This window comes from Escherichia fergusonii ATCC 35469, from assembly GCF_000026225.1.
GTDB lineage: Bacteria > Pseudomonadota > Gammaproteobacteria > Enterobacterales > Enterobacteriaceae > Escherichia > Escherichia fergusonii.
This window is the reverse complement of the sequence record NC_011740.1, coordinates 4,342,504-4,363,026: the sequence shown is the minus strand read 5'-3', so window position 1 is coordinate 4,363,026 and position 20,523 is coordinate 4,342,504. Positions and strand designations below refer to the sequence as shown.

The 20,523-nt window shown below is 48.3% G+C and carries 27 protein-coding genes; 8 read left to right on the top strand and 19 right to left on the bottom strand.

The genetic code is table 11. From position 1 onward, the window contains the following. Positions 1–5 precede the first annotated feature (5 nt). From EFER_RS21250 to EFER_RS21240, 3 genes are read left to right on the top strand one after another with little or no spacing between them, the layout of a single operon-like run. Positions 6–482 carry a TRAP transporter small permease gene (locus EFER_RS21250; protein ID WP_001244359.1) on the top strand — a complete coding sequence of 159 codons (477 nt, stop codon included), beginning with the start codon at positions 6–8 and terminating at the stop codon, positions 480–482. Between the two features lie 42 nt (positions 483–524). Continuing rightward, positions 525–1,826, top strand: a complete 1,302-nt coding sequence (locus tag EFER_RS21245; protein ID WP_000386846.1) for a TRAP transporter large permease — start codon at positions 525–527, stop codon at positions 1,824–1,826. Between the two features lie 52 nt (positions 1,827–1,878). Then, on the top strand, positions 1,879–2,850 hold the full coding sequence (locus EFER_RS21240; RefSeq protein WP_000695887.1) for a TRAP transporter substrate-binding protein: 972 nt from the start codon (positions 1,879–1,881) through the stop codon (positions 2,848–2,850). A 111-nt stretch (positions 2,851–2,961) separates the two neighbouring features. Here EFER_RS21240 and rplI read toward each other — a convergent pair whose 3' ends face one another. The 4 genes from rplI to rpsF are packed head-to-tail and all read right to left on the bottom strand — an operon-like array spanning position 2,962 to position 4,401. Next, a complete protein-coding gene (gene rplI, locus EFER_RS21235; RefSeq protein WP_001196062.1) occupies positions 2,962–3,411 on the bottom strand; it encodes a 50S ribosomal protein L9 in 450 nt (149 codons plus the stop codon). A 41-nt stretch (positions 3,412–3,452) separates the two neighbouring features. Beyond that, positions 3,453–3,680: a 30S ribosomal protein S18 gene (gene rpsR, locus EFER_RS21230; RefSeq protein WP_000135199.1), complete on the bottom strand. Its 228-nt coding sequence runs from the start codon at positions 3,678–3,680 to the stop codon at positions 3,453–3,455. Between the two features lie 4 nt (positions 3,681–3,684). Beyond that, positions 3,685–3,999 carry a primosomal replication protein N gene (priB, locus tag EFER_RS21225; protein ID WP_001296681.1) on the bottom strand — a complete coding sequence of 105 codons (315 nt, stop codon included), beginning with the start codon at positions 3,997–3,999 and terminating at the stop codon, positions 3,685–3,687. A 6-nt stretch (positions 4,000–4,005) separates the two neighbouring features. Beyond that, entirely contained in the window at positions 4,006–4,401 is a 396-nt protein-coding gene (gene rpsF, locus EFER_RS21220; RefSeq protein WP_001216676.1) for a 30S ribosomal protein S6, read from the bottom strand. A gap of 327 nt (positions 4,402–4,728) precedes the next feature. Between rpsF and yjfY the strand changes: the two genes are divergently transcribed. Next, positions 4,729–5,004, top strand: coding sequence for a DUF1471 family protein YjfY (gene yjfY / locus EFER_RS21215; protein WP_000492917.1), 276 nt, complete (start codon positions 4,729–4,731; stop codon positions 5,002–5,004). A 128-nt stretch (positions 5,005–5,132) separates the two neighbouring features. Here the strand turns inward: yjfY and ulaF are convergent, their stop codons facing one another. From ulaF to ulaA, 6 genes are read right to left on the bottom strand one after another with little or no spacing between them, the layout of a single operon-like run. Beyond that, complete coding sequence (ulaF, locus tag EFER_RS21210; RefSeq protein ID WP_001170786.1) at positions 5,133–5,819, bottom strand: L-ribulose-5-phosphate 4-epimerase UlaF; 687 nt, start codon at positions 5,817–5,819, stop codon at positions 5,133–5,135. After that, positions 5,819–6,673 (bottom strand): L-ribulose-5-phosphate 3-epimerase UlaE, encoded by an 855-nt coding sequence (gene ulaE / locus EFER_RS21205; RefSeq protein WP_000949498.1) that lies wholly within the window; start codon positions 6,671–6,673, stop codon positions 5,819–5,821. Before ulaE ends, ulaF begins: the two co-directional genes overlap by 1 nt. Before the next feature lie 9 nt (positions 6,674–6,682). Further along, a complete protein-coding gene (gene ulaD / locus EFER_RS21200; protein ID WP_000056740.1) occupies positions 6,683–7,333 on the bottom strand; it encodes a 3-keto-L-gulonate-6-phosphate decarboxylase UlaD in 651 nt (216 codons plus the stop codon). Between the two features lie 13 nt (positions 7,334–7,346). Beyond that, positions 7,347–7,811 (bottom strand): PTS ascorbate transporter subunit IIA, encoded by a 465-nt coding sequence (gene ulaC, locus EFER_RS21195; RefSeq protein WP_000776505.1) that lies wholly within the window; start codon positions 7,809–7,811, stop codon positions 7,347–7,349. 9 nt (positions 7,812–7,820) lie between these two features. Continuing rightward, positions 7,821–8,126: a PTS ascorbate transporter subunit IIB gene (gene ulaB / locus EFER_RS21190; protein WP_000218362.1), complete on the bottom strand. Its 306-nt coding sequence runs from the start codon at positions 8,124–8,126 to the stop codon at positions 7,821–7,823. A 15-nt stretch (positions 8,127–8,141) separates the two neighbouring features. Further along, on the bottom strand, positions 8,142–9,539 hold the full coding sequence (gene ulaA / locus EFER_RS21185; RefSeq protein ID WP_000404889.1) for a PTS ascorbate transporter subunit IIC: 1,398 nt from the start codon (positions 9,537–9,539) through the stop codon (positions 8,142–8,144). Between the two features lie 351 nt (positions 9,540–9,890). Between ulaA and ulaG the strand changes: the two genes are divergently transcribed. Both ulaG and ulaR read left to right on the top strand, forming a co-directional pair. Next, positions 9,891–10,955, top strand: a complete 1,065-nt coding sequence (ulaG, locus tag EFER_RS21180; RefSeq protein ID WP_002431733.1) for an L-ascorbate 6-phosphate lactonase — start codon at positions 9,891–9,893, stop codon at positions 10,953–10,955. A gap of 107 nt (positions 10,956–11,062) precedes the next feature. Next, positions 11,063–11,818 (top strand): HTH-type transcriptional regulator UlaR, encoded by a 756-nt coding sequence (gene ulaR, locus EFER_RS21175; RefSeq protein WP_000133647.1) that lies wholly within the window; start codon positions 11,063–11,065, stop codon positions 11,816–11,818. Here ulaR and yjfP read toward each other — a convergent pair. Next, positions 11,815–12,564, bottom strand: a complete 750-nt coding sequence (gene yjfP / locus EFER_RS21170; protein ID WP_000569738.1) for an esterase — start codon at positions 12,562–12,564, stop codon at positions 11,815–11,817. The two genes, ulaR and yjfP, sit on opposite strands and share 4 nt — an antisense overlap. 183 nt (positions 12,565–12,747) lie before the next feature. Between yjfP and bsmA the strand changes: the two genes are divergently transcribed. Both bsmA and yjfN read left to right on the top strand, forming a co-directional pair. Further along, a complete protein-coding gene (gene bsmA / locus EFER_RS21165) occupies positions 12,748–13,119 on the top strand; it encodes a biofilm peroxide resistance protein BsmA (RefSeq protein ID WP_001007725.1) in 372 nt (123 codons plus the stop codon). A 228-nt stretch (positions 13,120–13,347) separates the two neighbouring features. Beyond that, entirely contained in the window at positions 13,348–13,623 is a 276-nt protein-coding gene (gene yjfN / locus EFER_RS21160) for a DUF1471 family protease activator YjfN (protein WP_024256572.1), read from the top strand. A gap of 142 nt (positions 13,624–13,765) precedes the next feature. Here the strand turns inward: yjfN and EFER_RS21155 are convergent, their stop codons facing one another. The 8 genes from EFER_RS21155 to rlmB form a co-directional block, all read right to left on the bottom strand. Further along, entirely contained in the window at positions 13,766–15,391 is a 1,626-nt protein-coding gene (locus tag EFER_RS21155) for an isovaleryl-CoA dehydrogenase (RefSeq protein WP_000558718.1), read from the bottom strand. An 83-nt stretch (positions 15,392–15,474) separates the two neighbouring features. Then, positions 15,475–16,638, bottom strand: a complete 1,164-nt coding sequence (locus tag EFER_RS21150) for a glutathionylspermidine synthase family protein (protein WP_000943883.1) — start codon at positions 16,636–16,638, stop codon at positions 15,475–15,477. 2 nt (positions 16,639–16,640) lie between these two features. Further along, on the bottom strand, positions 16,641–17,288 hold the full coding sequence (locus tag EFER_RS21145; protein ID WP_001085610.1) for a DUF1190 domain-containing protein: 648 nt from the start codon (positions 17,286–17,288) through the stop codon (positions 16,641–16,643). A 9-nt stretch (positions 17,289–17,297) separates the two neighbouring features. Continuing rightward, on the bottom strand, positions 17,298–17,696 hold the full coding sequence (locus tag EFER_RS21140) for a DUF350 domain-containing protein (RefSeq protein ID WP_000547766.1): 399 nt from the start codon (positions 17,694–17,696) through the stop codon (positions 17,298–17,300). 17 nt (positions 17,697–17,713) lie between these two features. Continuing rightward, positions 17,714–18,373, bottom strand: coding sequence for a YjfK family protein (locus tag EFER_RS21135; RefSeq protein ID WP_000012527.1), 660 nt, complete (start codon positions 18,371–18,373; stop codon positions 17,714–17,716). Between the two features lie 165 nt (positions 18,374–18,538). Continuing rightward, the gene (locus EFER_RS21130; protein ID WP_000511990.1) at positions 18,539–19,237 is read right to left on the bottom strand and encodes a PspA/IM30 family protein; all 699 of its coding nucleotides are present in this window, start codon (positions 19,235–19,237) and stop codon (positions 18,539–18,541) included. Between the two features lie 18 nt (positions 19,238–19,255). Then, positions 19,256–19,651, bottom strand: coding sequence for a YjfI family protein (locus EFER_RS21125; protein ID WP_000312474.1), 396 nt, complete (start codon positions 19,649–19,651; stop codon positions 19,256–19,258). Between the two features lie 126 nt (positions 19,652–19,777). After that, positions 19,778–20,509, bottom strand: a complete 732-nt coding sequence (gene rlmB / locus EFER_RS21120) for a 23S rRNA (guanosine(2251)-2'-O)-methyltransferase RlmB (RefSeq protein WP_001293282.1) — start codon at positions 20,507–20,509, stop codon at positions 19,778–19,780. Between the last annotated feature and the right edge of the window lie 14 nt (positions 20,510–20,523).

The following is a 20,523-nucleotide window of genomic DNA, read 5'->3' as shown; positions in this document are numbered from 1 at the left end:
TCACTATGCGAAATATAATTAGATCTATTAATGCTCTGCTTGCAACATTGAATATTACTATTTTGGCGATCATTGTGACATGTGTGACATGGCAGGTGGTAGCACGATTTATATTTAAAAGCCCCAGCATATTTACGGATGAACTCAGTCGTTTGCTTTTTATTTGCCTTGGCCTTTTTGGTGGTGCCTATACCGCGGGGCAGAACCGGCATCTGGCGATTGATCTGCTTCCTATGATGCTGAAAGGAAAAGCCCGGCGTCATTTATTTTTGTGTATTCAGGTTATCGTTATTATCTTCGCTACCATCATTATGGTATATGGTGGTGGGCTATTAACGATGGACACATTCGATTCAGGTCAAACCTCGCCCGCTTTAGGCTGGCAGATGGGATATATCTATATGAGCATCCCGATTAGTGGTTTACTTATTATTATATACACCATAGATATGGTTTTAACCGAACTTAAACAACCACTCTAAAGATAACAAACAACAACCAACCATAGTAGGAATGGAGAAATTATGGATTACTGGTTACCGATTATTGTGTTATTTGGTGCCTTCTTTTTTATGTTGGCATTAGGTGTACCTATTGTTTATGCCATTGGTTTATCGACACTGGCATCAATTTCCACACAACTCGATTTCAACTCAGCATTGAGTGTGGTTTCCCAAAAGTTAGCCTCCGGGTTAGATAGTTTTACGTTGTTGGCAATCCCATTTTTTATCTTGTCTGGCAACATTATGAATCATGGAGGAATAGCGCGACGATTAATCAACTTTGCCCGTATTCTCGGTGGTCGTCTGCCAGGCTCACTTGCCCACTGTAATATTCTCGCCAATATGCTGTTCGGGGCAATTTCTGGTTCAGCAGTGGCATCTGCCGCAGCGATGGGCGGTGTAATGCATCCACAACAAGTGAAAGAGGGCTACGATCCCGCGTTCAGCACAGCAGTTAACGTTGCCTCTGCTCCGACGGGTTTGCTTATTCCCCCAAGTAATACGTTAATCGTCTATTCACTGGTCAGTGGTGGTACTTCTATTGCCGCACTGTTCCTGGCGGGTTATGTTCCGGGAATTTTGCTGGGTCTGGCACTGATGGTAATAGCCGGTATTATCGCGGTACGCCGGGGTTATCCAAAGCCAGAACGCCCGACTTTACGCCAGGCTGGCGTTGCGATATGGATGGCTATCCCCAGTATTTTCCTGATTATTTTAATTATGGGGGGTGTATTAAGTGGTATTTTTACCCCGACAGAGGCCTCCGCAATTGCAGTAATTTATACCCTTTTCCTTGCACTGGTTCTTTATCGTGAAATCTCAGTTAAAGATTTACCTAAAATATTTCTGGAATCCGTTATTACCACTGCAATTGTCTTGTTGTTAATTGGTTCTTCGATGGGTATGTCATGGGCAATGTCAAACGCTGACGTTCCCTTCCTGATTCTCGATTTGCTTAACACTATTTCTGACAACCCAATAATAATCCTGCTTATTATCAATATTATCCTGTTGATTATCGGCACTTTTATGGATATGACACCGGCGGTACTGATTTTTACGCCGATATTTTTACCGGTTGTCACCGAACTGGGCATGGACCCGATTCACTTTGGTATTGTCATGGTACTGAACATGTGTATCGGTATTTGTACTCCGCCTGTAGGCAGTGTGTTATTTGTCGGTTGTAGTGTATCTAAATTACCGATTAATAAAATTATCAAACCTATGCTGCCATTCTATGCCGTGATGGTATTGGTGCTGGCAATGGTGACCTATATTCCGCAAATCAGTATGGCATTGCCAAGAGCACTGGGCTACTGATGCGCATTCACTGGCGGCACCTGCCGCCATATTTATTAGAAAAGGAACATCTATGAAAATAAAAGTATCCGCTGGCATTATCGGTGCTGTTCTTATGTTATCCGCAAGCCAGTCCTGGGCAGTGACATTAAAACTGAGTCATAATCAGGATAAGTCTCATCCTGTTCATAAAGCGATGGAGTTCTTTGCGAAAAAGAGCAAAGAGTACTCTAACGGTGATATTACTATTCGTATTTATCCAAATGGAACATTGGGTACTCAACGAGAAACAATGGAGCTGATTCGTTCTGGCGCTATTCCACTGGTAAAAACCAATGCGGCAGAAATGGAAGCATTTGAAAATTCCTATAAATTATTTAGCCTGCCTTATTTGTTCCGCGATCGTGATCATTATTATCAGGTCATGCAGGGCGATATCGGGAGAAAAATCCTCGACTCAACGAAAAGCAAAGGTTATTTCGGGCTGACTTTTTATGATGGAGGCGCCCGCAGTTTCTACGGCAATAAACCAGTACTGAAACCAGACGATCTGAAAGGCATGAAAGTCCGTGTCCAGCCAAGTCCTGGCGCAGTTGAAATGATCAAAGTCATGGGCGGTAACCCGACGCCACTGGATTACGGCGAGTTGTATACAGCCTTACAGCAGGGTGTGGTCGATATGGCAGAAAACAGCGTGATGGCGCTGACCACCATGCGTCACGGTGAAGTGGCAAAATCCTTTAGCCTTGACGAGCACACCATGGTTCCCGATGTGGTTCTGATGAGCAATGCTGCATTTGATAAACTCAGCCCTGAAAATCAGGCAGTTATATTAAAAGCAGCGAAAGAATCGATGAGTTACATGAAGGAGTTATGGAGCGAGCAAGAGAAACAAGAATTTGCAAAACTGGATAAAATGGGCGTAAAAGTCTACCCGGTTGATAAAGCACCGTTTATCGAGAAAGTACAACCGATGTACGCAAACTTCGCTAAAGATAACCCTGCCCTTGCCCCAATGCTGGCTGATATTCAGGCGGCTAAGTAATTACCTTCATGGGGCTGCTTATTGTGGCCCTTATCGATATCAGCAAGTGCTCGCTATAAAAGCAAAACGCCGACCACTGGTCGGCGTTTTTACGTCTCGTTGAATAACGAATTATTCAGCTACTACGTTTACGATCACTTTCGCGAATACTTCGCTGTGAACCTGGAAGCTCACTTCGTGTTCGCCAGTGGTACGCAGAACGCCGTTCGGCAGACGAACTTCGCTCTTAGCCACTTCAACGCCAGCTGCAGTTACAGCGTCAGCGATGTCGCGAGTACCGATGGAACCGAACAGTTTACCTTCGTCGCCAGCTTTAGACGCGATGGTAACAGTTTCCAGTGCATTGATTTTCTCAGCGCGAGCATTAGCAGCTGCCAGAACTTCAGCCAGTTTAGCTTCCAGTTCAGCGCGACGTGCTTCGAAGAATTCAATGTTTTTCTTGGTAGCTGGAACAGCTTTACCCTGCGGTACCAGGAAGTTACGAGCATAGCCCGCTTTAACGTTTACCTGATCACCCAGGCTACCCAGGTTTGCTACTTTATCAAGCAGAATAACTTGCATTACCTTATCCTCTCAAAGTCGTATTAATGGACCGTGACCGATTACTGATGGCGATCAGTGTACGGCAGCAGGGACAGGTAGCGAGCGCGTTTGATAGCGCGAGCCAGCTGACGCTGGTATTTTGCACGGGTACCGGTGATACGGCTTGGGACAATCTTACCGCTTTCGGTGATGTAGTTTTTCAGCGTAGCGATATCTTTATAGTCGATCTCTTGAACGCCTTCCGCGGTGAAACGGCAGAACTTGCGACGACGGAAATAACGTGCCATATGGCTAGTCTCCAGAATCTATCAATTCAATCTGCTCGGCATGCAAAACCATTTTGCTCAGTCCGTTCTTTGCCTTGTGGCATGAAATGAACCCCTGAACGGTTATGCGACTGCCGACCGTTATACTGTGAGTAATGGCCTGGTTTTCGTGTCCGCTAACAATAACGGGCATTTGACACCACGCCTGCCGGTGAAAGCCGGCTTCCTCCTGCACAGAACGATGCTCAAGCACGAACTGGCAGTGAGGAATTCCTGATGGACTGACCTTTCGAAGGGGAGTCCTGCACACGGTGCCGGACAACACCAGACGGTTGGTCATCAGAAATTACTCTTCAGAATCCCCAGCTTCAGCATCATCAGCGGTTTCGTTTGCGAAATCATCGCGACGCTCACGGCGCTCGTCTTTCGCTTTAACCATCGGAGATGCTTCGGTAACAGCGTGCTTGGTACGCATAACCATGCTGCGGATAACGGCATCGTTGAAGCGGAAGGTAGTTTCCAGCTCATCGATCACTTCCTGCGGAGCTTCAACGTTCATCAGAACGTAGTGTGCTTTGTGCAGTTTGTTGATCGGGTAAGCCAGCTGACGGCGGCCCCAGTCTTCCAGACGGTGGATCTTGCCTTCTGCACCAGTGATGGCAGCAGTGTAGCGCTCGATCATGCCCGGAACCTGTTCGCTCTGGTCAGGATGGACCATAAAAACGATTTCGTAATGACGCATCGAATTGCTCCTTACGGATTATTCAGCCTCCTGTCTGGGTCAGCCGAATCCCGGGGAGGCAAGGAACGTGTTAAAGGTCGGCTGAAAAATGACGCGTTATAGTACTGACATACCCCGCTAAACTCAAGGCCAGCCGACAAATAAATCTCATCTTTCACCAAATCGTACTAACACGCTGATTTGAAGTTCATCACACTTCATCATGGTGTTTTTTTGAACAACTGCATCAGAAATGGTCACCATCCACTTCTTTATCATTGATTAAAATTAAATCAGAAGATCACCACAAGAGGAGAGCACACAAAGTCAGCCGTCGAGGAGGTATCTATGTTCAGCCGTGTTTTAGCCCTTCTGGCTGTGCTTTTGCTAAGTGCAAATACATGGGCAGCCATTGAAATTAATAACCACCAGGCCAGAAATATGGACGATGTGCAAAGCTTAGGCGTGATTTATATCAATCATAATTTCGCCACTGAAAGCGAAGCGCGTCAGGCATTAAATGAAGAGACAAATGCGCAGGGCGCAACGTACTACCACGTGATTCTGATGCGGGAACCGGGGAGTAACGGCAACATGCACGCCAGCGCGGATATTTATCGCTAGCACCAGGTATAACCAACGAAACATTGCCATAGTTTGCTTTGCCCCCTTCTCAGGGGGCTTTTTTTGAAAAACGGCTGCGGACTTAGACCAGTTATCTCCCGAAGAAGGAAATTTCCGCAGCGCGTGTTTTACTTCTGCCCGTAATAGGCGTTAGGACCGTGCTTACGCATGAAGTGTTTATTCATGAGATAGCTGTCGATGTGATTCAGTTGTGGGTTAATGCCGCGGGCAATCCACGCCATTTTTGCCACTTCTTCCATCACCACCGCGTTATGCACCGCATCGTGAGCATCTTTCCCCCAGGCGAATGGCCCGTGCTGATACACCACAATTCCCGGCGTATGCAGCGGCTCGGCGTCACCCAGCGTTTCGATAATCACTTTGCCAGTGTTTAGCTCGTATTCCCCCTGCACTTCTTCTTCGCTTAACCCGCGCGTACAGGGGATATCGCCAAAGAAGTAGTCAGCGTGCGTGGTGCCTAATGCCGGGATAGCCAGCCCCGCCTGCGCCCATGCGGTGGCATGCGTGGAATGGGTATGGACAATGCCGCCAAGCGACGGATAACGGCGGTAGAGTTCAAGATGCGTCGCGGTGTCGGAAGACGGACGATACTCCCCTTCCACCACCTTGCCACTCATATCAACCACCACCATATCGTTCGCTTTCATGCTTTCGTAGGCAATGCCGCTGGGCTTGATCACCACCAGCCCGCGTTCGCGGTCAATGGCGCTGACGTTGCCCCAGGTAAAGGTCACCAGCCCGTAACGCGGCAGATCCATGTTGGCTTCAAATACCTGCTGTTTCAGCTTTTGCATTATGCCGCCTCCACCATGCCGGCTTTGGCCATGCGCGCTTTCACCCAATCACGCGCTTTCGCCACTTCTGCCGCCGGGTCTTCCGCCGTTTCGCTCCACATCTCAATCAGGTACGGCCCGCAATAGCCACTCTGTTTGAGCGTTTCAAAGCAACGTTCGAAATCCACCACACCCTCGCCAAACGGCACGTTTTTGAAGACGCCTGGTTTAGTGTCTTTCACATGCACCGCGACGATATGCCCGATCCCGGCCTGCAACTCCATCTGCACGTCGTTGTCCCACGCCGACAAGTTGCCGATGTCCGGGTAGAGCTGGAACCACGGGTTGTTGAGATAGTGCGCGTAACCCAGTGCCTTGCTGATGGAGTTCATCAACGGGTAATCCATGATCTCCATTGCCAGCGTCACCTGCGCGCGGCTCGCCATCTCAACGCTCTCTTTCAGGCCGTCACGGAAACGACGACGCGTTTCGTTATTGGCTTCCTGATAGTAAACGTCGTAGCCCGCCAGTTGGATCACGCGAATACCGACATCCTGGGCGAACTGGATAGCTTTGCGCATAATCTCCAGCCCCTGCGCCCGTACTGCGTCATCTTCGCTGCCCAGCGGGAAACGACGATGAGCAGAAAGGCACATGGATGGTACGCGCACGCCGGTTTCAACAATCGCGTTCACCAGCGCCAGACGCTGCTCGCGGCTCCAGTCAAGGCGCGAGAGGCGATCGTCCGTTTCATCTACCGACATCTCGACAAAATCGAAGCCTAACGTTTTTGCCAGTTGCAGCCGTTCCAGCCAGCACTCCCCGGCGGGGAGCGCTTTTTCGTAGATGCCAAGCGGGATTTGTTTGGACAACATATCCGCTCCTTAGCCCCACAGTTCGGCGATGGAACGTTTGAACTGACGCGCGGCTTCAACCGGAGAGGCGGCATCACGGATACTACGCCCAGCGATAAACACATGAATCGGAATGCCTTTGAACAGCGGCAGGTCTTCCAGCGCCAGGCCACCGGTGACGGTGACTTTGAAGCCCATATCGGAAAGACGTTTGATCGCGGTGATATCCGCTTCGCCCCACGCCACGCCTGCGGCCTGCGCGTCACGGCTGCGGTGATAAACCACCTGCTGGATACCTGCGTCGCGCCACTGCTGCGCCTGTTCCCAGGTCCAGTAACCGGTCAGTTCGATCTGCACGTCGCCATTAAACTCTTTTGCCACGTCCAGCGCGCCTTTGGCGGTGTTGATATCTGCACAACAAATCACGGTCACCCAGTCAGCGTTGGCTTCGAAGCACATACGAGAAAGGATTTTGCCCGCATCGGCGATTTTGGCGTCTGCCAGCACGATTTTGTGCGGATAAAGCGCTTTCAGATCGCGAACCGCACGCACGCCTTCGCCCACGCACAGAATGGTGCCCACTTCGATAATGTCGACTTCTTCGGCAATCAGGCGAGTAGTTTCGTAGGCGCTAGCCATAGTCTGGTTGTCCAGCGCGACTTGCAACATCGGTAATGACATTTTCAATTCCTTCTTAAGCAGCCGCGTTGGTGCGGTCAATGAGATCCAGGACTTCCTGCTCGGTACGGCAGGCGCGTAAACGGTCGAAATTCTCTTCATCTTCAAACAGGTTGACGATCTGCATGATGCCCACTTCCTGATGCGTGTTGGCATCGACCGCCGCCATCGTGATGAGGATATCCACCGGGTCGTTATCTTCGTGGTTGAACTCCAGCGGCTTTTTCAGCGTCACCAGCGCAAAACCGGTTTTCTTAACGCCCTCTTCCGGGCGACCATGCGGCATTGCCAGGCCCGGTGCGAGCACAAAGTACGGGCCGTGTTGTTCAACCGCATCCAGAATCGCCTGGTAGTAACGCGGCTCGACAACATCCGCCGCCACCAGCAGGTCAACGCCGATTTTCACTGCGTCCTGCCATGTCTCAGCTTCAGCCTGCAGACGGATAGATTTATTCTCCGCCAGCGAATCACGTAATTTCATAGCGCGCCCTTACTTCACGTCCTGTGGGAAATGTTCTTTGATCACTTCCAGCAGTTTCGGGCCAAAGTCGGCAGGAGAGAGCATGTTGCGCACGCCAACGACATATTTGTTGCCCGTCACGGTGATCTCGCCCGCGATGTGCGTAGAAGCGATGATGATATCCGCGCCGCTCAACTCGCTTTTGTATTCGCCAACCGCGCAGCTGTTTACCGTGTGGTCAATGTTCGACTGGGTTAAAAACTGGTCCACTTTCATCTTCATGATCATGGAACTGCCTTGTCCGTTACCACACACAGCCAGAATACGTACGGTCATAATCAAAACTCCTTATTAAGCAGACTGTTCTGCCAGTTGTTTTTCTGCATCTTCTTCTGCGCGCAGCGCGCGGCCAGCGAAGAACATATAAGCCAGTGCAATGACAATGATGACAGTCATAAAGGCGATACCGATGGAGAAGAAGCCCTGCATCATCGGCGGTGCCAGAATCGACCAGTCCGCCATGCCCATCCAGGCGCTCATACCGGTGAGTTTCACCGCCCAGACGCAACCAAAGATTTCAATCATCCCCATCACCAGACAAATCTTCAGCGCCGCGCGCCAGCCACCGAAGTGGTTAGCAAACACGCCAATAGTGGCGTTAGAGAAGAACATCGGGATAAAGCCAGGGATAATCAGAATGGAAGAGCCGCAGGCGACCAGAATGCCAACTGCAATCAGTTGACCGATGGTGCCCCACATAAAGCCCCAGACCACAGCGTTCGGCGCGAAGCTATAGATGGCCGCACAGTCAATCGCCAGAACCGCACCGGGGATCAGGCGCTGGGAGATACCGTTAAACGCTTCAGAGAGTTCCGCCACAAACATGCGCACGCCCTGAGTGATGATGAAGATCGCCACCGCAAAGGAGAAACCGGTTTGCAGGATGTACACCATCCAGTTTACTTTACCTGCCATCGCCTGCACGGTGTCGATCCCGAAGGAGAGCAAAATGGCACCAAAGAAGATGGTCATGACAATCGCCGTGGAGACGATGTTGTCGTGGAAAATGTTCAGCCAGCCTGGCAGTTTGAGGTCTTCAACGCTTTCCTCTTTTTTGCCGAGGAACGGCGCGACTTTATAAGCAACCCATGATGCAAACTGTTGTTGGTGACCGATGGAGAAACCACAGCCGTCCGTCACTTCCTGAGTCGGCTTGTACATCATGTTAGAGGTAATACCCCAGTAGAGCGAAACCAGAATCGCGGTGCAGATAATGGTCGTCCACATGGAGTAACCGAAGATAAACAGCGTAACGGCAATCAACCCCGCCTGCTGGAACATGATGTGACCCGTCAGCATGATGGTGCGAATACCGGTAATGCGACGTAGCAGCACGTAACAGATGTTCAGCGCCAGTGCCAACAGCACCGCGTAGCCCACCCAGCTATAGGCATCGCCCATACGCTCGATGGTAGCCATCATGGATGCGTAAGTATCGGAAATCGCACCATTGATGCCATAAACCTCCGACATTTTCGCCACCACCGGTTTGAAGGTGCTGGTCAGGATGCCGGACCCGGCCTGCAACAACATGAAACCAATAATGGTTTTAATCGTACCTTTGATAATCACGCTGACACTTTTGCGCAGCAGGATGTAGCCCAGACAGGTCACAATACCCAGCAGTAACGGGGCATTGGTCATGACCTGGTTAAAAAACACGGTAAAGATGTTGTAGAGGATCTCCATGATGCTCTCCAGTGATCAGAGTTGCTGAGCAAGGCCATGCCCAGGATGGTGTCCACACTCTAGTTTTCAAATTAAATCACAACAAGATTAAATTTGATTAAACGTGACGTAGTACGCAAATTAAATACACACTAAATTTGTGGGATAGGTGAAAAAGTTATAAATTCCTTTTTATTCATATATATATCAAATAAATCACGTCATAAAACGTTCTATTAACGAATGCAAATCGTTCCACTTACATCACATTCCGTAAAATTCCACCATTGCCATCTTGAAAAATTAGTGCCAGTATCAATCAAAACAAATCACATATTGATTTAATTTGCACACTCGAGAAGGTAAATGGCGATGAGTAAAGTGAAAAGCATCACACGTGAATCATGGATCCTGAGCACCTTTCCTGAATGGGGAAGCTGGCTGAATGAAGAGATTGAGCAAGAGCAAGTTGCGCCGGGCACCTTTGCGATGTGGTGGCTAGGCTGCACCGGGATCTGGCTGAAATCTGAAGGTGGCACCAATGTGTGCGTCGATTTCTGGTGCGGAACGGGTAAACAAAGTCACGGCAATCCACTGATGAAAGCAGGGCATCAGATGCAGCGCATGGCTGGTGTGAAAAAACTGCAGCCGAACCTGCGTACTACCCCGTTTGTTCTTGATCCGTTTGCGATTCGCCAGATCGACGCCGTACTGGCTACTCACGATCATAACGATCACATCGACGTCAACGTGGCCGCCGCCGTGATGCAAAACTGCGCTGATGACGTACCATTTATCGGACCGAAAACCTGCGTGGATTTATGGATTGGCTGGGGTGTGCCGAAAGAGCGTTGCATCGTAGTTAAACCAGGCGACGTGGTGAAAGTGAAAGACATTGAAATTCATGCGCTTGATGCCTTCGACCGTACAGCACTGATCACCCTTCCTGCCGAGCAAAAAGCAGCTGGTGTACTGCCAGATGGTATGGACGAGCGTGCGGTTAACTATCTTTTCAAAACCCCTGGCGGCACCCTGTATCACAGTGGCGATTCCCACTACTCCAACTATTATGCGAAGCATGGTAATGAGCATCAGATCGATGTAGCTCTGGGCTCCTACGGTGAAAACCCGCGCGGTATTACTGACAAAATGACCAGCGCCGATATCCTGCGCATGGCAGAAGCGCTAAATACGAAAGTTGTGATCCCGTTCCACCACGACATTTGGTCTAACTTCCAGGCTGATCCACAAGAGATCCGTGTGTTGTGGGAGATGAAAAAAGATCGTCTGAAGTATGGCTTTAAACCGTTTATCTGGCAGGTTGGCGGTAAGTTTACCTGGCCTCTGGATAAAGATAACTTTGAATATCATTATCCACGCGGTTTTGATGACTGCTTTACCATTGAACCTGATCTGCCGTTCAAATCTTTCTTGTAATCAGCGTGCTATGCCGGATGGAGTCGCGTTCTTCGCGCCATCCGGCGTAGTATTTTCAGGCTATTTCAAATATCATCTAAATAAATCATATTGTATCGGAATAGCTCATGACAGAAGCACAAAGGCATCAAATTCTACTGGAGATGCTGGCCCAGCTGGGTTTTGTCACCGTAGAGAATGTTGTCGAACGCCTGGGAATCTCCCCTGCAACTGCACGTCGGGATATCAATAAACTTGACGAAAGTGGCAAGCTAAAAAAAGTACGTAACGGTGCTGAGGGTATTGCTCAGCAAAGGCCGCGCTGGACACCGATGAATTTGCATCAGGCGCAAAATCATGATGAAAAAGTGCGTATTGCTAAAGCGGCTTCACAACTAGTGAATCCTGGTGAAAGTGTCGTAATTAACTGCGGTTCTACGGCGTTCCTGCTTGGCCGTGAAATGTGCGGCAAACCGGTTCAAATCATCACCAATTATTTACCGCTGGCGAATTATCTTATCGATCAAGAGCATGAAAGCGTGATCATCATGGGAGGGCAGTATAATAAAAGCCAGTCCATTACCTTAAGTCCTCAGGGTAGCGAGAACAGTTTGTACGCCGGACACTGGATGTTTACCAGCGGTAAAGGACTGACAGCAGATGGCTTATATAAAACAGACATGCTAACCGCCATGGCAGAGCAAAAGATGCTTAGTGTAGTCGGCAAACTGGTAGTACTGGTCGACAGTAGCAAAGTGGGTGAACGAGCTGGCATGTTGTTTAGTCGTGCCGACCAAATTGATACCTTGATCACAGGTAAAAACGCGAACCCGGAAATCCTGCAACAGCTGGAAGCGCAAGGGGTCCGCGTTTTACGGGTTTAAAGATACTGGCGGAAAAAGTTCACCGTTGCCGCCAGCGCTTCTGGTGTAATGCGGTGTCTTACGCCTTCCTGCCACTGACAGGTCAGATTATCCGCCAGCCCTGCTTGTGTTAACGCCTGCTCCAGGCGATAAGATTCAATGGCCGGAACGACATCATCATCCCGTCCATGCCATAGCAACAGGGGGCTGTCTGCAAGGTGTGATAGCTTTTTTGTCACTTCCCACTGCCCCAACGGAGCAAGAATCGCCTCGAACTCTTTCTGCTGAGCAGGTGTTTCTGGTACGAGTGGGGGAAACAGAGTTTGAGCGAGTTGGGTGAAATATCCTGACCCCATCAGGCTGGCAGCACAATGAATCGATGTATGGCGGGCCTTAATCCCCAGAGCAGTCATTGCGCCCATCGATGCGCCACTCACCGCAAGACGCCCATCAAGCAGCCAGTTTTTTGCAATAATCCCCTCGCGTATCGCAGAAAACTCTTCCATGTTTTTGTGCAGAATTTGCCAGAAATGATACATCCGTCGTCCGGCGTCGCCAGAAAAGCGTAAGCCATGATCAGGTGCATCAGGCATAATGACGCGAAAACCCGCCTGCGCCAGAGCAACAGCAAAATAGCTATAAACCAGGCTGGAGGAAGTAAAGCCGTGATAAAAAACAATGCATGGTAACGGCTTTTCATTTTGTTTTGCCGGATAAGCGTGAAGTACAGGAATATCTGCCAGTCTTTGCGTTTCTATTTCTATCATGTGTTCCCCCTTTTAATTTGGTATGCCATGAGGAAATACCTAACGCAACAATAATTGCTGGCAGAGTGGAGCATAATGTTGAGAAGCAGATTACGTTTTCACAACATTTTCATTCGAAAATCGCGTGTCAGCTAACACTTCACGAACATTCCCTCTTAAGGGAAATTAATTAGGTACTACACTATGGCTATCAGGAAACGAGAGAGAGTTATGCTTCGGTTTGCCGCTCTGATACTGGTTTTATTGTTAAGTGGATGTAGTGCGCTACAGGGAACGCCACAACCTGCACCACCTGTCGCAGACCATCCTCAGGAAATCCGCCGCGATCAGACCCAAGGCTTACAACGGATGGGTACAGTGAGTGCCATGGTACATGGTTCTCCGGATGATGCGCTGGCAGAAATCAGAGCGAAAGCTGCAGCAGCAAAAGCTGATTATTATGTCGTAATAATGGTGGATGAAACCATCGTAACAGGACAGTGGTATTCACAAGCTATTTTATATCGACAAAATACTCTAAATAATTCAAGTGACAGGAAAGCGATAAGTGAGTGAGTCCGCAGGAGCTAACATAAGTAAGTGACTGGGATGAGCGAGCGTAAGCGCAGCATATGCGACTTGAAGTATGACGGGTATAGTTGTAGATGAAATTATTATCAGCTTTACATTAGTTTGCGTCTCTATTCGTTTATCTGGGCAATATAGATTCCCTGCTGGAAGCCGGAAATTTATTCCACAATGGATAACCCCTCCTGTTCAGGGGAAACGAAAATGGAGCTGACGATGAAACAATCACTTGCCTTATCCTCTCCACGGTTAGCAACCGGCCTGATGGATACCACGGCACAGTCTGCCGAATTCGCCAGTGCTGATTGCGTTACAGGTCTTAATGAAATTGGGCTTATCTCTGTCAGAAATATTTCAGGCGACCCACAAGATGTGGAACGTGTCGTAGCGTTGAAAGCCGATGAGCAAGGTGCATCCTGGTACCGAATTATTCAGATGTACGAGGAGCAACAGCCTGATAACTGGCGTGTCCAGGCGATACTTTACGCCTGAACATCACAATTGCCAGGTCAAGAATGCCGGATGTGGTGAAAGCACCTTATCCGGCAAACAAAGGCAACGTTTTCAAATAGTTGCACATCCTTGCCAGCATCGCATCAGGCACTTAATGCCAGATGCGATGCTGAACAATAAACTACAGGCAAACGCCTCCCGTCGCCCGTAGCAACAAATCATTCTGAACTTGTTCGCTTATCCGAACACCCCGACGATGACCTAACATCAACTGACACCAGTTTTCAGCAATGGGCGGCGAAGCATGGCGTAACATTTGTGCTCCACAGCCTAAAATGAAAAGTTGTAGGGTGATCTCCCGCCCTTGCTCTTCAGATGGTTTGCGCAGCAGCTGCTGGAAACGTCTGACTGCCCGATCAAAATGCCGGTCCTGGCCTTTAACCTGAGCAAAAGCATCCGTTAGTAGATCATAGACGCCTGGTTGCTTACTTAAAACGCGCAGTACATCCAGGCACATGATGTTACCAGACCCTTCCCAGATGCTGTTTACTGGCATTTCCCGATAAAGTCGGGGCAACTCACTGTCTTCGCAATAACCAATTCCCCCCAACACTTCCATTGCTTCTGCCACAAAAGGTATTCCTGCTTTGCACACTGCAAATTTTGCCGCTGGAGTAAATAAACGCGCCCAAAGCACTTCTTTTTCATCGGTACGTCGATCCCACGCCCGCGCCAAACGGAAGAGCAGAGAAGTTTGCCCTTCAAGTTGCAATGCCATCCTGCAGAGGACATTGCGCATGAGTGGTTGTTCAATCAAAGGTTTACCGAAAACTTGTCGCTGATGAGCATGATAAATAGCCAGTGAAAAAGCTCGGCGCATCATGGCATGGCTACCTAATGCACAATCGAAGCGTGTCATACCGCCCATTTTAAGAATATAGCGAACACCTTCCCCCTCATTGCCCACCAGCCAGCCAATCGCATCTTGAAATTCCACTTCGCAGCTGGCGTTAGAACGATTGCCCAACTTATCTTTCAGCCGCTCAAGACGAATGGCATTGCGTTGACCATCAGGTAAAAAACGCGGCAAGAAGAAACAAGAAAGTCCACCTTTCGTCTGTGCCAACACCAGATGTGCATCACTTTGTGGCACAGAAAAGAACCACTTATGTCCCACTAATCGATACGAGCCATCCTCCAGACGTTCGGCCTGAGTTGTGTTGCTCAATACATCTGACCCACCCTGCTTTTCAGTCATTCCCATGCCGATAAGCAGCCCTCGCTTCTGCCCTCCGGGCAAAAGATGAGAATCATAGCGATCACTTAATAATGGTGTTTTCCAGTCCTGAAACGGCGCGGGTAATAACTCTAACAACAAAGGTGTGGCGGCAAAGGTCATAGTAATAGGGCAAAGCGTCCCGGCTTCAACCTGGGCGTGAATAATGAAGCGGGCAGCCCGCACCACAAATGATCCGACTCTGGCATCTTCTTCCCATGCAAGATTATGTACCCGATTTGCACATAATCCCTGCATCAGTAAATGCCAGGCAGGGTGAAAACGGACATCATCTAACCGTCTCCCCTGAGCATCGTAGCGCAGCAGCTCTGGCGGATAGATATTCGCCAGCCGCCCAAGCTCCAGAGATTCTGCGGTCCCCAGTTGCTGGCCAATACTGGCAAGCAACTCGTTATCCCAGGCTGCACCTTCACGGTTTACGGCTTCGCAAAGCGCGCTATCAGACAAATACAAATTACTGTTATTCAACGGTGCAGGTTGATTGAATATAGTGTGAGTTTGCCAGTGCACTATGTCTCCCTCCATCAATGGCAGTAACCTTAAGTATGGTCACTGCCATTCATTCATGACAGAGAGGAATCGCTAACACATTCCTAGCCAGAAATGTAATGAGGAACAAAACGTGAAGTATCTTTTGTGATCAAGGTGTTATCTTCGCGGATACCCATGCCACATGCTTCATCATCAACAATCCAGCTGCCGATCAGTGTGTAGCTATCACCAAAACGCGGCAGAGGCTGAAATGCCTGATAAATCATTGGCTCATCGGCGTAATCACCCTCAGCATGATCTATAACGGCATTATTACCGTCAAAGATAGTGACATTACCACCCTCACGAGAAAATATAGGTTTTCGCACATAGTTTTCACCTGCATTGACTTGTGATTTTTCACCTTCAAACCAGGCAGGTAACAAGTTGGGATGATGGGGGAAAAAGCGCCATAGCAGCGGTAGCAGCCCTTTGTTACTGAGGATACTTTTCCATAGCGGTTCCACCCACTGTTCACGACGAGAACGCAATAGTGGGCCATTATCATCACGCATCATCCACTCCAGCGGATAAAGCTTGAATGCACGTTTAATCACATTATCATCCAGATCTGTCAGTACCCCACCAACACCAAGTCCAAGATCTTCGATATAAATAAACCGGGATTCCTGGCCTGCCTGTTGTGCGCAATCCTGCAAGTACAGAACAGTGGTACGGTCTTCGTCGGTATCCTGGCAACAGCAGAAATAAAAAGGCTCGCGACTATAAAGCTCAGCAAAGCGTGAGATCAGACGCTCCTGAATTGCGTTGTACTGATCGGCATCACGGGGAATTACACCACTACGTCGAGCATCTTCCAGCCACAACCACTGAAAGTAAGATGCTTCATACAATGAGGTGGGTGTGTCAGCGTTGTATTCGAGCAATTTTACAGGCGCATTACCGCACCAGACAAAATCCATCCGACCATACAGCGAAGGATCTCTGGCACGCCAACTTTCAGCGATCACATCCCAATATAGTGGTGGGATCGCCAGCTGCTGCATAATCTGCTCATCTTTAACAGCACGATCCACAACGTCAAGACACATCTGATGCAGCTCTGCGGTCGGTTTCTCAATCTGTTCTTCAATTTGCCTGAGGGTGAAACGGTATGCTCTGCTCTCATCCCAATAGATTTCATCGTCGATAATATGAAAGTCGAAGCCATGATCGGCGGCAATTCGATCCAGATCGCGACGTACAGAAATATCATGTCTTAACATGATCAGCCTCCCCAATGCCCACGCGCACTGGACGAACGCCCATAACCGCCACGGGAGACAGTCGACGCCTTTTTCGTTGAAAAACTACTGGTGCTGGCTGTACTTTTATTTCCTGCCCCTGAGCGCCAGGTGTATTTCCCATAGGTAGAAAGCCAGACCGGGCGGGATGAGTATGACGATCCACTGCTGTTATAAACGTACTGTTCATCGCGATCTTTACGAATTGTCCGGCTAAGCAGAAACCCGGACACAACCGGTAGCCAGGCCTGATTGCCACTATCGAAATAGCAATTTTGATACTGCATCAGGCAGCCATGTTGCGACAAATTCTTCGGCACATCGGCATAAAATAGGGTTTTAGCGTTGTTCCATCCGTCAGCACAAACGGTAGAATCGTTACCTGCATAAATACAATCCTGCACACTGGAATAATAAGTACCGTCGCCGTCGTTATTGTTATCAACGTCACCACTGTCGTTACAACCTTTAAGTACAAAAAATGCAGCTGTACCCATTAACGCCAGTGTCAGATATTTTTCTGTATAACGTGTTCGTTTGGCAGACGTGGCACCTGCTGGCCGATTGATACGGCTGGCGGTGGCATGTTTGAGTGTATTATTGCCTTTTGTAGATTTGCGTTTTTTAGCCATGATCATCCATTACCATGTCATGCAGGCAGCATTAAAAATACCGCCAGCTAACGCAGCGGTGCCCATAAACATTCCCGCTGCCGTATTATGATTAATGATTTTTTCACTTAGTGCCGGCATATATAACCTGACACCGCCATATATCAATAGTTGAACAACCAATGCAATTCCACCCCAGGCAAAATAATCCGGGACACTTACTGCATTAATTGCCGCACTGGATAATGGAATAACATAGCCCAGCAATGTTCCTCCAAAAGCTAGTGCTGCTGCCGTATTATTATTTTTAATTAATTGCCACTCATTATGTGGTGTGATTTTGGAATAGATAAAGAGAAAGCAGATCACCATAGCTATGCCAATAAAAAAGTATGAACAAAAAGCCAGTAATGATTCCAGTATATGCATCGTAAACTTCCCTGAAATTAGCCAATAATATTAAGAGACGTCAGAGGAATATCAACGCCCAGGGCGCGAGAAAATATCCATTCTGGCTCCCCGTGATCGCTAAATGACTCCTCACCATTTAATAACAAATATTCAAAGGTATCTTCTGTTACCTGCCGTTGGTAACCCATTGTGAAATTATGTACTTCCCATTTAGCATTGTTTTGATTTTCTACTTTTTCCAGCATGTAGATAGGCTCAATAATTCCAGGTTCTTCACTGTTAAAAAAGCGCTGCCACTGTTTTTCCTGCCAGTGCAATGTCTTCGTCCCCATCGCTTTGGCACTAATCGTTTCACGCCAATGACTCTCTTTGCTGATGCCATAACTCTCTTCATAAACAAAGAGTTTGATATCTTCAATATCATCAAAGTCCATTCCGCCAGTAGTATTAATTTGCAGGAATTCATCACCAGAAGTGTAATATCGGAAAATCTGACTACCGCCGCCAAGATCGATACGGCTAATAGCAGCAACTGTGAATTCTTCACCCGGTAGATCCACCAGTAACAGATCCTGCAGCAGACGAAACGCCAGAGTATCGAGCGTAAAACCACTATTCAAATGCAGACCTAGCGGACCTCGAACGATGACCGGCTTATCATCCTTGCCAAACAGACGCTGGAAAAAACCAGACATATTTAATCCTCAAAGCCTAATGAAATATACTCTAACTAATTAAAATTACAGAACAAAACACTGGTGTTAGCCTTGAAAGGGCGAATAACCCGCAAACACAGCATAAGCAACTTGAAGCATGACGAATATATAACTGCCAGCCTGGTATAAAGGCTGGCAAATAAATTACTCACCCTGTTGGCGTTGCAATCTTGTCAGTACATCCTGGGCACTGCTTTTATTGGCACCACCAATCCCCGCTTCTGCCAGTTTTTCGTCCAGATCGCGCCCATCTGCAACTTTTTCCAGCTCTGCCGCAGCATCCAGTCGGGCCTGACGTTCAGCCTGACGTACTTGCAGACGTTTTAATGACTCTGCCGCCGTAGAAACATTGGAAGATGCACCCAGCGTTGAGGAGGTAACAGCCTGCTGCGCTCGCTGCATTGCTTCTGTCGCTTTCACCACTTCCAGCTGCTGCTCAAACTGAGAGATCCGCAGAGCTGTAGCAGATACTGCTTTTTCCACACCATCACGTGAGATTTCAAGATTTGCCAACACTTGTTCTTCAGCATTGATGAGGTTTTCCAGACGGGCGATCTCTTCTGCAACTTCATTAATCAAAGACGGGTTGATGTTTTTGCTTAAGGCTTCAAGAGCACGCTTTTCCAGGCTGGCTTTACGTTCACGTAAATCTTTCAGTTTATCGTTGCTCAATTTCACTCTTGCCAGTAGATCGACGCGTGATTTACCGGCCTTATCCAATTCTGCTTTGGCATCACGTATATGCTGTTCGAGCATTCTAACGCCCTGTGCTTCTTCAATGGATTCTTCCGCTTGCGAGATCACAGATTTACCCAACGTAAATAAACTTTTTAAAATCCCCATAAATACTGGTCCTTGTAATTAATGTGAGTATTCTTCTGTGATTTCAGCGAGATCCATCGCGTTATCGACCAGCGTAGTAATCTCAAGCATAATGTCGCTGAGTGAGGAATTGAGTGATAAAGCACCAAATACCACATAATATTCTTCGTGCTGAATACTGGAGATTCCTACCGAAGAAAGCGGCATTAATTTCTGATTCCTTAACAGAAACAGATTAAATTCTTCACGATTTTTAATACAACTTACAGGGCAAATAAATGTTTCTATAATAATTTGTCGCGAAGTAAATATGATATTGATCTGTAAATCGCCATAATCATTCATTTTCATGATTAATGCGTTTTCACTATTTTTAATATCAATATCAGGCCAGGTTTGTAGCGCATCAGCCAGCGCTAATGGGTTCCATGCCATATATTATTCCATATAAATTGAGGTTAATGATTAATATAATGAATGTTTTATTTCAATAATTATCTTATCAGCTATAGATAAAAAAAAACCATCCAATTTTGGATGGCTTTTCACAATTCCGAGAAATTAGCTACGCTGGCGTACCGCTTCAAATAAGCAAATGCCTGTCGCCACAGAAACGTTCAGCGAAGAAACACTTCCTGCCATTGGGATGCTGATCAACTCATCGCAATGTTCACGGGTCAGGCGACGCATGCCTTCACCTTCTGCGCCCATCACCAGTGCCAGCCGTCCGGTCATTTTGCTCTGATAGAGCGTATGATCCGCCTCTCCTGCCGTACCGACGATCCAAATATTCTCTTCCTGCAACATACGCATGGTGCGCGCCAGGTTAGTCACCCGAATCAGCGGAACGCTTTCTGCTGCACCGCAGGCCACTTTTTTCGCCGTGGCGTTGAGCTGTGCGGAGCGATCTTTCGGCACAATCACCGCATGAACACCTGCGGCGTCCGCGCTACGCAGGCACGCGCCGAGGTTGTGCGGATCGGTTACACCGTCAAGGATCAGCAGGAACGGCTGATCGAGCGAAGCGATCAGATCCGGCAGATCGTTTTCCTGATACTGACGTCCAGGCTTCACACGGGCGATAATGCCCTGATGCACGGCACCGTCGCTTTTCTCGTCGAGATATTGGCGGTTTGCCAGCTGGATAACCACGCCCTGGGACTCAAGGGCGTGAATCAGCGGCAACAGACGTTTATCTTCACGGCCTTTTAAAATAAAGACTTCCTGAAAACGTTCAGGGGCGCGCTCCAGCAGGGCCTGCACTGCGTGGATGCCGTAAATCATTTCGCTCATTAATATACTCGTTG

Excerpts from the sequence above, each read along its gene's own strand:
- EFER_RS21135 (WP_000012527.1), bottom strand. The coding sequence starts at position 18,373 with ATGTCTGGTTTTTTCCAGCGTCTGTTTGGCAAGGATGATAAGCCGGTC.
- yjfN (WP_024256572.1), top strand. The coding sequence starts at position 13,348 with ATGAAACAATCACTTGCCTTATCCTCTCCACGGTTAGCAACCGGCCTG.
- ulaG (WP_002431733.1), top strand. The coding sequence starts at position 9,891 with ATGAGTAAAGTGAAAAGCATCACACGTGAATCATGGATCCTGAGCACC.
- ulaA (WP_000404889.1), bottom strand. The coding sequence starts at position 9,539 with ATGGAGATCCTCTACAACATCTTTACCGTGTTTTTTAACCAGGTCATG.
- EFER_RS21140 (WP_000547766.1), bottom strand. The coding sequence starts at position 17,696 with ATGCATATACTGGAATCATTACTGGCTTTTTGTTCATACTTTTTTATT.
- priB (WP_001296681.1), bottom strand. The coding sequence starts at position 3,999 with ATGACCAACCGTCTGGTGTTGTCCGGCACCGTGTGCAGGACTCCCCTT.
- EFER_RS21150 (WP_000943883.1), bottom strand. The coding sequence starts at position 16,638 with ATGTTAAGACATGATATTTCTGTACGTCGCGATCTGGATCGAATTGCC.
- ulaD (WP_000056740.1), bottom strand. The coding sequence starts at position 7,333 with ATGTCATTACCGATGTTGCAAGTCGCGCTGGACAACCAGACTATGGCT.
- ulaB (WP_000218362.1), bottom strand. The coding sequence starts at position 8,126 with ATGACCGTACGTATTCTGGCTGTGTGTGGTAACGGACAAGGCAGTTCC.
- rplI (WP_001196062.1), bottom strand. The coding sequence starts at position 3,411 with ATGCAAGTTATTCTGCTTGATAAAGTAGCAAACCTGGGTAGCCTGGGT.
- EFER_RS21250 (WP_001244359.1), top strand. The coding sequence starts at position 6 with ATGCGAAATATAATTAGATCTATTAATGCTCTGCTTGCAACATTGAAT.
- EFER_RS21245 (WP_000386846.1), top strand. The coding sequence starts at position 525 with ATGGATTACTGGTTACCGATTATTGTGTTATTTGGTGCCTTCTTTTTT.
- ulaR (WP_000133647.1), top strand. The coding sequence starts at position 11,063 with ATGACAGAAGCACAAAGGCATCAAATTCTACTGGAGATGCTGGCCCAG.
- rpsR (WP_000135199.1), bottom strand. The coding sequence starts at position 3,680 with ATGGCACGTTATTTCCGTCGTCGCAAGTTCTGCCGTTTCACCGCGGAA.
- yjfY (WP_000492917.1), top strand. The coding sequence starts at position 4,729 with ATGTTCAGCCGTGTTTTAGCCCTTCTGGCTGTGCTTTTGCTAAGTGCA.
- ulaE (WP_000949498.1), bottom strand. The coding sequence starts at position 6,673 with ATGTTGTCCAAACAAATCCCGCTTGGCATCTACGAAAAAGCGCTCCCC.
- ulaC (WP_000776505.1), bottom strand. The coding sequence starts at position 7,811 with ATGAAATTACGTGATTCGCTGGCGGAGAATAAATCTATCCGTCTGCAG.
- yjfP (WP_000569738.1), bottom strand. The coding sequence starts at position 12,564 with ATGATAGAAATAGAAACGCAAAGACTGGCAGATATTCCTGTACTTCAC.
- rpsF (WP_001216676.1), bottom strand. The coding sequence starts at position 4,401 with ATGCGTCATTACGAAATCGTTTTTATGGTCCATCCTGACCAGAGCGAA.
- EFER_RS21240 (WP_000695887.1), top strand. The coding sequence starts at position 1,879 with ATGAAAATAAAAGTATCCGCTGGCATTATCGGTGCTGTTCTTATGTTA.
- EFER_RS21145 (WP_001085610.1), bottom strand. The coding sequence starts at position 17,288 with ATGGCTAAAAAACGCAAATCTACAAAAGGCAATAATACACTCAAACAT.
- EFER_RS21130 (WP_000511990.1), bottom strand. The coding sequence starts at position 19,237 with ATGGGGATTTTAAAAAGTTTATTTACGTTGGGTAAATCTGTGATCTCG.
- bsmA (WP_001007725.1), top strand. The coding sequence starts at position 12,748 with ATGGCTATCAGGAAACGAGAGAGAGTTATGCTTCGGTTTGCCGCTCTG.
- rlmB (WP_001293282.1), bottom strand. The coding sequence starts at position 20,509 with ATGAGCGAAATGATTTACGGCATCCACGCAGTGCAGGCCCTGCTGGAG.
- EFER_RS21125 (WP_000312474.1), bottom strand. The coding sequence starts at position 19,651 with ATGGCATGGAACCCATTAGCGCTGGCTGATGCGCTACAAACCTGGCCT.
- ulaF (WP_001170786.1), bottom strand. The coding sequence starts at position 5,819 with ATGCAAAAGCTGAAACAGCAGGTATTTGAAGCCAACATGGATCTGCCG.